Genomic DNA, 9,553 nt, shown 5'->3' on the forward strand with positions numbered 1-9,553 from the left:
TGGGCATCAAAGCCACTATTGCTGCCAAACACCACGTAGCTTGACCCTGCACTATTCTGACCGTTGGGGTCGGCACCTATTGCACCGATAATTAGGTCATCAAAGCCGTCGCCGTTGATGTCCCCCGCACTGCTGACAGACCTGCCTGAGTTGTCAGACTCAGCAATGCCGTTAATCACAAAGCCGTTGCTGCCGTTAAGCTCAGATAGATTTAAAACTGCATTAGCCATTGTTGTTGATTCTCCTTATGATTTTTTTGTCGGCTGTAGAAACGTGAAATTTCACGTCTCTCATCCCATCGTCACCATTCGCCGAATTTCATCACTCTTAAAACCGATCGCCATTGGATGACGCACCTCTGGTAGTGCCACCACGTCGTATAATTCCAGTACCGCCCCCTCCATTCGCAGGGAATGCACAATATCCCCGCTTTTCAGGTCAATTACTAATAGCCCACAGCGAGGTTCAGCATTTTTTTGCAATAATTTCTCGTCTAGAGGCAAACCACTAAAAGTCTTGTTGTGCCTGGGCTGAGAAACTCCGACGATCGCAAAGTCGCCATGAAATGCACAACCACGCATATATCCCGGACAAAATGCCACAGGTTCAAAGCTGCCCCGTTTCAAGTCTAGGTAGCCAAAATCTCCTGTCCCAGAGTTGAGTAACCACAGCTTATCTTTATACCACCGAGGCGAATGGGGCATGGAAAGTCCCGTGGTGACTATCTCGTTACTTTCCACATCAATGACGCAACCACCATCGGCCCGCCTGTCCCGCCATCCTTCTGCCACATCCGACTGACTCACAGCAGTGACGTATCTGGGTTGACCATCTCGCATTGCTAATCCGTTGAGATGACATCTGTCTTCTGCTGCCAATTTACTAATAAACGGCGGTTGCCACAGGGGAATGAAACTGTGGGTTTGACTGACTCTTGCTAAACAGCTAAATAAAGTATTGACAAATATTAGATTCTCTGAATCATTATTTGCTTGAGAATTACTTAGGGCGATATCATGGATATCTAAGTCTCCAGTCACATAACTCACTTGGGGCAAATAGACGGCATCGTAGTTGTCGTGAACTTGTCCCGGTTGTAGGGTGTTTTCAAAGCGCCACAGTTGATATAGCGAACTCATGTATAAGCTGCTACCTTGGGCATACAAACCCATGCAACGTTGAAAGGTGCGCTCGAAAACAGATAGTTTGCCGCTAGATTGCAAGCCAATGAAAAATAATTTCCCTGCTTGATAAGTGGTAAACGCCAGACTCAGATTTTGCTCGAATAGCCAGGGAGTAAACTGGCGGGAAGCGTTCACCTCGAAGGCAGGAGCTACAGGATTTTGATTCATTTTTCTCCTAGCGAGGAAGATGAAAGATATTCACGGGGCAGAAAGAACTGACGCTTCAAAATGTGGGATTGAAGTAAGGATCGCTACCAATACGGTTCGGATAAGCATTTTTCATTTTCCTTGTGGTCTGGGGAAAGGGTAAGGGGTAAAGGGTAAAGGATGTATTCAAAACCTTTCCCCTTTTCCCTTTCCCCTTTAACCGAACCGTATTGGGAACGCTACTTTCTGTAGCCAGTAAAACCCTTCCAGCGCAGTGGCTTCGCGTTGTATCTTGCTGCACTTGACGCTCGTATCAATATCTTCTTTTTAAACTGGGTTTTCTACTGAGAACTAAAGTTTCTGTTAATACTTATTTCCTCCAGCAAGAACTGCTTTCTGTGAATAAGAATAGAATGTTGGTCATCGTTTCTTGTCCGTTCTTTTTTTACCACTTAAGCAAAGTCATGTAACCTTCTTTACCTAATCTTCATAATTTGAATTCCTGTACATCAGATAAATCTTGACTTTTTATTAGCTTGTTGGGAAAATACGTAAAAAATTAACCCTATGATTGACCATAGCGATCGCATACTCTCTCATAGAGAAGGTACATTCCCAGGTGTTGGAGGACTTCACCTGTATTATCAAAGCTGGCATCCACAGGGTAAAGTCCGGGCAATCTTAGCCATTTTGCATGGACTTGGAGCACACAGCGATCGCTACGGTAATGTAATTCAGCATTTGCTACCTAAGCAATACGCTGTCTATAGTTTTGATTTGCGTGGTCATGGACACTCACCAGGTCAGCAAGGCTATATCAACGCTTGGAGTGAATTTCGCGACGACCTGGGAGCCTTTTTACAGTTAATTCAGACTCAGAATCCTGGATGCCCAGTTTTTCTCTTGGGTCACAGTTTAGGCGCAGTAATTGTTTTAGATTACATTCTGCGCTATCCCCAACAAGCATCATTATTGCAGGGTGCGATCGCTCTGGCGCCAACCTTGGGCAAAGTTGGGGTTTCACCAATTCGGGTACTTTTAGGAAAAATGCTCTCACGGGTGTGGCCGCGTTTCACCCTGAATACAGGCATTGACATCAGCGCTGGTTCACGAGATCCGCAGGTCTTAGCCGCCTATGCCCAAGATACACTGCGACATACCCGTGCTACTGCCCGTCTAGCTACAGAATTTTTTGCAACAGTTGATTGGATTAATGCTCACGCAGGTGATTGGCAATTACCATTCTTGATTCTTCACGGTGGCGCAGACCGAGTAGCTTTACCAGCGGGAAGTGACATCTTTTACCAACGGGTAAATTGCCAAGATAAGCTGAGAATTGAGTATCCAGGAGCTTATCACGAAATTCAGAGTGACATAAATTACCGCGAGGTAATGGCTGATTTGGAAGATTGGTTGGAGCAACACCTACCATCTGAAGTGGCGCAGTTGGCACGGGGAAACGCTGAGTTAGAGTTTCCTAATTCTTAGCTTTCAGCAGATGAGGCTTGATTACCGAAACAGTTCTGAGTGCTGACTTGGGATCAAAAGTGCAATATCAACCTCTTGCCTCCTGCCTCCTTTAAAGCAAAGCACCACTACAACTAGAACCAGACCCAGCAGTGCAACCATAGCAATAAGCAGCAGTTTGTATCTCACTAATCAAGTCTAAACTCCCAGCTTCTAACAATTTACCAACTGTCAAGGTTTCACCATTGCGAGTTTTTGCTGGCAAATTCATCATTTGGTTAAAGTCACAATCATATACATTACCCAGATAGTCAATTGAAAGTTCATCGCGACACATTAAATGTTCAACTGTGCTGGGATTAAAATGCAACTCTAAAAACTGCAAATAGCTGGTGTACAGTTTTCTCCGTTCTAAATGCATTTTAGTTCTACCAACTGGTAGGTTGGTAATGGTGAAGAGGTTGTTAAATACAATATCAAAATGTTCTTGCAAGAACATTTTGTAATCTTGTTCTAGGTTACTCTGTTCCGGAGCTAAGGAGAAATTTTCACCATTGGGCAACTGGGGATTAAAAACCAAGTCTAAAATTAAATTTTCGTCTTTACCATAGCCGAGTTGATTAAGCCACTGTAAAGCTTTGACGGAACTATCAAAAACACCAGCACCGCGCATTTTATCAACATTATCGACTAGATAACAGGGTAGAGAAGCCACAATTCTTACTTGGTGTTTAACAAAGTATTCTGGTAAATCACCAAATCCATCTTCAAAATAAATGGTCAAATTAGACCGGACAATCACTTGTTTACCAGTTGCTCTTGCTGCTTCTACTAGTGGCTTAAATCCATAATTCATTTCTGGTGCGCCACCAGTTAAATCCACAATTTTAATTTCGGGAAATTTATGGATTAGCGAAATCAATTGTTCGCAAATTTCAGGAGAAAGTTCTTCTGTCCGTTTTGGCCCAGCTTCCACATGACAATGTGTACAGGCGAGGTTACAACGCTTACCTAGATTAATTTGTAAAACAGTGATTCCTTTTTTTGTCAAAGGTGAACTGAGTTTGTGGTTAAACGGGTTGACTGCTGTATTTAGTGTAATTATTGATTGAGTTTGCATTATTTACTATTCCTCAAAAAGTTCACAACTATAGGAATCCGCTTTGATTTCTTTCTAATTTGCGTAGACAGGCAATAGGCAATAGTTAAGAAGGGTTCTTAGTTGTACTGAGTTTTTTCACCAAATCAAATACGAGTCCGATATATTCAATTTTTCGTAACAATTCAGGAGTCAGAATACTTAAAGAATTAGAATAACATTTGATGAATAAATATACTAATTATTCTAAATTCCTTATCGAACAGAATAAAGGTGTCAGTCGTCAGAATTCAGTTGGGTATTCTGTATGACTGGCAGTGCTTCGTAGCGTGCGTTAGCGAGTCTTCTCCCTTGGCTCTAGCCTCTCCCTTTGGGAGAAGGGGAGACGCCAAGGGCGAACGAGCGTCGCGTCTTTATTCTGACTCCTGTTAGCGGATAGCTAAGGTTTAGCGCATTCTGACTTCTGAATTCTTCTTCAAAAATTCTGAATTCTGACTCCTGGGTGCTGAATTCTGACAATTTTTCTAACCTTGCAATAATCTGTAGGTTATTCCACTAATAATTGCAGCAGTCGGTAAAGTTAAAATCCATGATAGTAGGATCTGATAAAAAATACGCGTATTGGCTTTTTTGCCAATTAATCCTACTCCAAAAATAGAACCAACTGAAACATAAGTAGTAGAAACTGGAAGCCCAAACCGACTAGCGACAATGACCATAACTCCAGTTACTATATTTGCTGATAAGCCTTGACTATGATTCATTGAGCTAATTTTTTCACTCATAGTTACTGCAACTTTTTGGGAGTTGAGTAAACCGCCAAGTGCCATTGCGATCGCTATTGTGATCATTCCTCCCTGAATTGAGAAATATTCAATAATCAGGATGAGTGAAACAATTTTAGGAGTATCATTTAATCCTCTCGCAAAACTGACAATTCCAGCGCTGATAAAATGGCAAGTATCAATCATTTTTTGATTGACTGGTAGATGCCATTTTGAATTAATATAGTTAGATAAACTGTAAATTCCTGCTCCCAAGGAAATAGCAATAATTGGACTGAGTAATAGAGGTAAAATAAAGTAAGTTCCCAAAAGTGCAAAATTAACTTGAAGTCCAAATGCTACTAATCCAGCACCAAGAATAGCACCTGTCAAACTGTGAGTAGTGGAAATGGGAAACCCCATCAGAGTGGCGATGAGTACAGTTAAACCAGCAGCGATCGCTACTGCTATATGAAACTCTGGGGCGTTAGCGATCGCATCAGGTAATAGTCCTTTCCCTGAGAACTTTTTAATTAATGCCCCTGCGAAAAAAGTCGCAGTTATTGCACCAGCAAAGGTTGTAAAAGTTGCCCACAAAATTGCTGTTTGATAGCTGCTTGTTCGGCTACCAAACAGCGTTGCTACACCTTTGAAATTATCATTTGCACCATTTGAATATGCTAAAAAAAGCGTAGCTAAAAACAGACTAATTAACAACATTTTGGGGTTATAAAGAAAAAGTCATAATCCAGAATTCAATTTTCCATTCATTACCCATTTGCACAGAATTATTTTGAATTCTGACACCTGAATTTATTATTAAAAAATTAACAGCAACCACCACCGCTATAGTGCCACGTTGAATTGGTAACAATTATTTCTAGTGGCTTAATGGCAGCAAGTTTAGCAGCAGTTTTATCACATACGGCTGAGGGAATACCTAGCTGAAGTAGATGACCTGCTGAATCATCAAAGAAGGGTTCAGAACCAGCATAAATTGCTGTTTTACCAGTAAAAATGCAAGCACCATCTTCTGGAATATCGACTTTAAAAGAGACAGAATCCAGACTTTCTAAAAGTAGGTTTTCTTCTAAATTATAAGTCTGAGAATCTAGGAGACGGTAAGGACGACGGGCGCGAATTTCAATTTGACCAAACCCAGCATTTATGATCCGTTCAGTATACTCTTGATATGTGAGTGCGCCTGATAAACACATGGCTCTCAGTCGCTCATCTTGTTGAAGATGTACTGGAATTGAACGAGTAGCAATTGGATCGCTCATTTGCAAACGTCCACCTGGTTTTAATACCCGATATGCTTCTTTTAAAGCGCGAGTTAAATCTTCTGGCTCAAAGATGTTGAAAAGGCAATTCTGTGCCACGATATCAACGCTACCATCAGCAACAGGTAAGTTAAAAGCATCGCCTTCACAGATTTCTACAAAGCTGGTGTCAAACCAGGGGTTTTCTTGAGCAGCAATTTCCAAATTACGTGTGGCTGCTTCTCGCATAGCCCCAACCGGTTCAACGGCAACTACAGCACTTGCATGACGGGAAAAATAAGCAAATTGCAACGCTTCTAAGCCGCCACCAACGCCGACATAAAGCACAGTAGGTTGGTTTCCTAGTTCGATGGGGTGAACAGTGGTGCCACAACCATAGTTCATTTCCTGCATTGGCAAAGGAATTTTTAATCCTGGTAGTTGCAGGGGCGTACTTTGCACACAACAAAGTCCAACTTGCGGGGTTTGGGCAACTTCGCTATAGAATTGCGCTGCTGTTTCTAAATAGGTCATGCAATTTTGGATTTTGGATTTTGGATTATCACAGCTTTGTGCATCCTAATATAATTAACTCCGAGTTGGATGAGTTTTTGCTGAGGTTGCCAAAAACCCCAAATCTTCCTAAGATAGAAAGCTTTGGGGTTTTACCGTTATTTGACACTGGAAGGGGGACAACGAAGGTAGGAGGAGATGAGGGAAAATGCACCATAATGCCCAATGCCCAATGCCCAATGCCCAATGCCCAAATTCAATCACGCAATGTGTAGCCAACACCACTCACAGTCTGAATAAGGCATTTTTCGTTATTGGCTTCAAGTTTCAGGCGCAGGTAGCGAATGTAAGCTTCAATGATGTTGGTATCGCCCATGAAGTCATAACCCCAGACTTCCTCTAAAATACGATCGCACGTAATTACCTCTCGCGGATGGGCCAGTAGATATTCTAGTAAATCAAATTCCTTAGCAGTTAGCTCAATTAACCGTTGATCTCGGTACACTTCCCGCGTGCGACGATTTAAACTCAGGTCTTCAAATTCTAAAATATCTGCTGTGTCTAGTTGGTGGTTTCTTCGCAAGTGGTTGCCGACTCTGGCTAATAATTCATCAACGCTGAAGGGTTTAACGAGGTAATCATCAGCACCAGCGTCTAAGCCTGCAATGCGATCGCTCACTTCATCTTTAACGGTTAATAAAATTATCGGCACTTTATCAGCTATACTTCGCAGACGGCGACAAATTTCCAACCCCGACACACCTGGCAACATCCAGTCTAAAATTACTAAATCCAGATGCAACTCCCGCGCTGCGGTGAGTGCAGTCAATCCATCGTAGGCAATACTGACTTGATAGCCTTCATAATTCAATTCCAATTCGACAAATCGTGCCAGTTTGACTTCATCTTCAACCAGTAAGATGTGCGTCATGATGATGTTAATGATTTCAGCAGGATACGGTAAGCAAAAATACTGTCTGGAAACACTGTCTTCGAGGTGCCAGCTAATTAATAGCTAAACATCTAATTAGGTGTACGTTAGCTTAGTATAAACCTGAGTAGGTAACAACCGTAAGTCTGCAATTACCGATAGCTCCTTGATCAAAGAACTATTCAACTGGCTATCAGCAATAAGCCGTGACATCTTCACCGCATTCATCGGCAAGATAACAGAGCGCTTTAAAACGCAAACCAACCACTTCCTCGTATAGGGGATTTAATTTACACATCGGTGGAATGTGAAATAACTTCCGACCAAATAGCGTGATGTCTCGCTCAAAGGGACACTGAGCAGGAATAGCTTTGCACAGGAAATGAGCCAATTTGGAGTTATGAATTTCTATCGTTTCCAACCACTCGCGGACTGGATGCAGTAGATCATTATGTAACCGAACTTGAATAAAGCTTGTCATAATTTTTCACCTTGATAATTTCAAACTAGATTGAGTTTTTTGTATTTGAACCTCTATAGGAATCCGCTTTGATCGGTACTGAGTTTTTTTACCAAATCAAATATGAGTCCTATATAAATAGATACGGTTAGGTTCTATAGTTTTATGCACTGATTGCTCGTTCTTTAGTTCTCTACAGAGATAAAATGAGTTTCTAGGCACACTATTAACTACAAATTCAAGTGCTACAGTTCCCGATAATTTGTCAAAGCGAACATATCTTTTGTGCCAAACTGCATTGTCGTAAGATAGTCGATGCGTTGTTTTATGCGGTAGGCTAACGCACCGACTATCTTAACTAACCCGACAAAAGCCAGGTATTATAACCAATTCAGAACCGCTATAGTTAATTTGTGTTGTTAACCAACTTCTTGGAGGCGCAGCTAAAAAAGCATCAAGCTTTAAAGAAGCTGCGAAAACTAATGAGTGATGACTTTTTCAGTAATAAAAAGCTACTTTTTGATCTATGGGCACCAAGTTATGACTGGCTCTTTCCTTCAATATTTTATCGAGCTGTTCACAAACGGTTGCTGGAATACGTCGATTTACCAGAGTCAGCAAATGTACTTGATATAGGTTGTGGTACTGGACGCTTACTTGAGCGCCTTGCTACTCAGTTTCCCGATCTGCGAGCCACCGGATTGGATTTATCTGCTAATATGTTGCGGGTAGCAAGACAGAGCAACCGCCACCGCCCACGTTTAATTTATATCGAGGGAAAAGCTGAGTCTCTTCCCTTTGCTGATGGTCAATTTAATGCTGTTTTCAGCACTATCAGCTTCTTACATTATTTAGAACCTAAACAAGTGCTTAGTGAGATAGCACGGGTACTTTCTCCCGGTGGACGCTTTTATTTGGTTGACATTACTTCCACAAAAGAGACAGAACCCCAATTATTGCCCATCTCTCCTCGTGGAATTCGACTCTACAGCCCTAATCAACGTCAACTTCTTGGTTCCTCCGCTGGCTTATTGTGTTTGAATCACCATTATTTACTAGGGCCTGTCTTACTAACGATTTTTGCTAAACCTGCGATTTGAAAATAGGTAATTTTGCATATCATATCTTAATTACGAATTACGAATTACGAATTAGTCTGACCTCGATATTCCATAAGCACCACAGGAACTTTGAGCAGCCTTTTAGCTAATTGCGAGAATCTATATTTACCCTTGAGTGTAGACAAGCCTCTTGTACTGGGAAATTTTGGCAAGTCTTCAAAAGATATTGGCACAAAGTCAAAGCGACCGTAAAACTGCGCCAGTCGTTGACCTAAACATTCTAGATAAAGTGGTTGCGTTGCTGTATTAATCAAATGCTGCGTTAGCAAAGTACCCAAACTGCGACCTCTCCAAGCTGATGCAACGACCAAACTACCAAGTTCTTGTGCCCCTGAGAAATTACGTAGCTGTCCGCAAGCTACGAGATTTCCATCGCATTCAATTACCCAAAATTGCTGCCAATTTAATTGGGTTGGGTCGAGTTTCGCTGAGAATACCAGCAATCGAATCGACCACTGATCCGCAGAGATTGCTTTGCGAAGGACACACCCAGATGGTAACGATAGATTGCTCTGGTTCATTAAATTACACTTTGATAATTTATCGAGTAAGGCAGAAGGCAGATAGCGCAGCCTTAGTGAGTCCGTGAGTGTCAGGCTTTCTGT

At 41.9% G+C, this 9,553-nt stretch carries 11 protein-coding genes; 3 read left to right on the forward strand and 8 right to left on the reverse strand.

Annotated features, from left to right (window positions below):
- Positions 1-230, reverse strand: a 230-nt coding sequence (locus RRG12_RS14820) for an integrin alpha (RefSeq protein WP_420759818.1), incomplete at its 3' end; no start/stop codon positions are given.
- A gap of 60 nt (positions 231-290) precedes the next feature.
- On the reverse strand, positions 291-1,352 hold the full coding sequence (locus RRG12_RS14825; protein ID WP_420759819.1) for a TIGR03032 family protein: 1,062 nt from the start codon (positions 1,350-1,352) through the stop codon (positions 291-293).
- 546 nt (positions 1,353-1,898) lie between these two features.
- Here RRG12_RS14825 and RRG12_RS14830 point away from each other — a divergent pair.
- Positions 1,899-2,819, forward strand: coding sequence for a lysophospholipase (locus tag RRG12_RS14830; RefSeq protein WP_420759820.1), 921 nt, complete (start codon positions 1,899-1,901; stop codon positions 2,817-2,819).
- A 91-nt stretch (positions 2,820-2,910) separates the two neighbouring features.
- Here the strand turns inward: RRG12_RS14830 and arsS are convergent, their stop codons facing one another.
- The 3 genes from arsS to arsM all read right to left on the reverse strand — a co-directional run bounded on the left by arsS (position 2,911) and on the right by arsM (position 6,457).
- Positions 2,911-3,918, reverse strand: a complete 1,008-nt coding sequence (gene arsS / locus RRG12_RS14835; RefSeq protein WP_420759821.1) for an arsenosugar biosynthesis radical SAM (seleno)protein ArsS — start codon at positions 3,916-3,918, stop codon at positions 2,911-2,913.
- A gap of 503 nt (positions 3,919-4,421) precedes the next feature.
- Complete coding sequence (locus tag RRG12_RS14840; RefSeq protein ID WP_420759822.1) at positions 4,422-5,381, reverse strand: inorganic phosphate transporter; 960 nt, start codon at positions 5,379-5,381, stop codon at positions 4,422-4,424.
- A gap of 107 nt (positions 5,382-5,488) precedes the next feature.
- Entirely contained in the window at positions 5,489-6,457 is a 969-nt protein-coding gene (arsM, locus tag RRG12_RS14845) for an arsenosugar biosynthesis arsenite methyltransferase ArsM (RefSeq protein ID WP_420759823.1), read from the reverse strand.
- 20 nt (positions 6,458-6,477) lie between these two features.
- Here arsM and RRG12_RS14850 point away from each other — a divergent pair, with 20 nt between their 5' ends.
- A complete protein-coding gene (locus RRG12_RS14850; protein WP_420759824.1) occupies positions 6,478-6,711 on the forward strand; it encodes a hypothetical protein in 234 nt (77 codons plus the stop codon).
- On the opposite strand, the gene RRG12_RS14855 is transcribed toward RRG12_RS14850, so the two are convergent.
- Complete coding sequence (locus RRG12_RS14855) at positions 6,693-7,367, reverse strand: response regulator transcription factor (RefSeq protein ID WP_420759825.1); 675 nt, start codon at positions 7,365-7,367, stop codon at positions 6,693-6,695. The genes RRG12_RS14850 and RRG12_RS14855 overlap by 19 nt on opposite strands.
- 193 nt (positions 7,368-7,560) lie before the next feature.
- Positions 7,561-7,848 carry a Mo-dependent nitrogenase C-terminal domain-containing protein gene (locus tag RRG12_RS14860; RefSeq protein WP_334852683.1) on the reverse strand — a complete coding sequence of 96 codons (288 nt, stop codon included), beginning with the start codon at positions 7,846-7,848 and terminating at the stop codon, positions 7,561-7,563.
- A gap of 461 nt (positions 7,849-8,309) precedes the next feature.
- Between RRG12_RS14860 and RRG12_RS14865 the strand changes: the two genes are divergently transcribed.
- Positions 8,310-8,927, forward strand: a complete 618-nt coding sequence (locus RRG12_RS14865) for a class I SAM-dependent methyltransferase (RefSeq protein WP_069071075.1) — start codon at positions 8,310-8,312, stop codon at positions 8,925-8,927.
- Positions 8,928-8,971: 44 nt separating this feature from the next.
- Here the strand turns inward: RRG12_RS14865 and RRG12_RS14870 are convergent, their stop codons facing one another.
- On the reverse strand, positions 8,972-9,469 hold the full coding sequence (locus tag RRG12_RS14870; RefSeq protein WP_420759870.1) for a GNAT family N-acetyltransferase: 498 nt from the start codon (positions 9,467-9,469) through the stop codon (positions 8,972-8,974).
- Positions 9,470-9,553: the final 84 nt, after the last annotated feature.

The sequence above is a fragment of the Nostoc sp. CALU 546 genome, assembly GCF_048836525.1.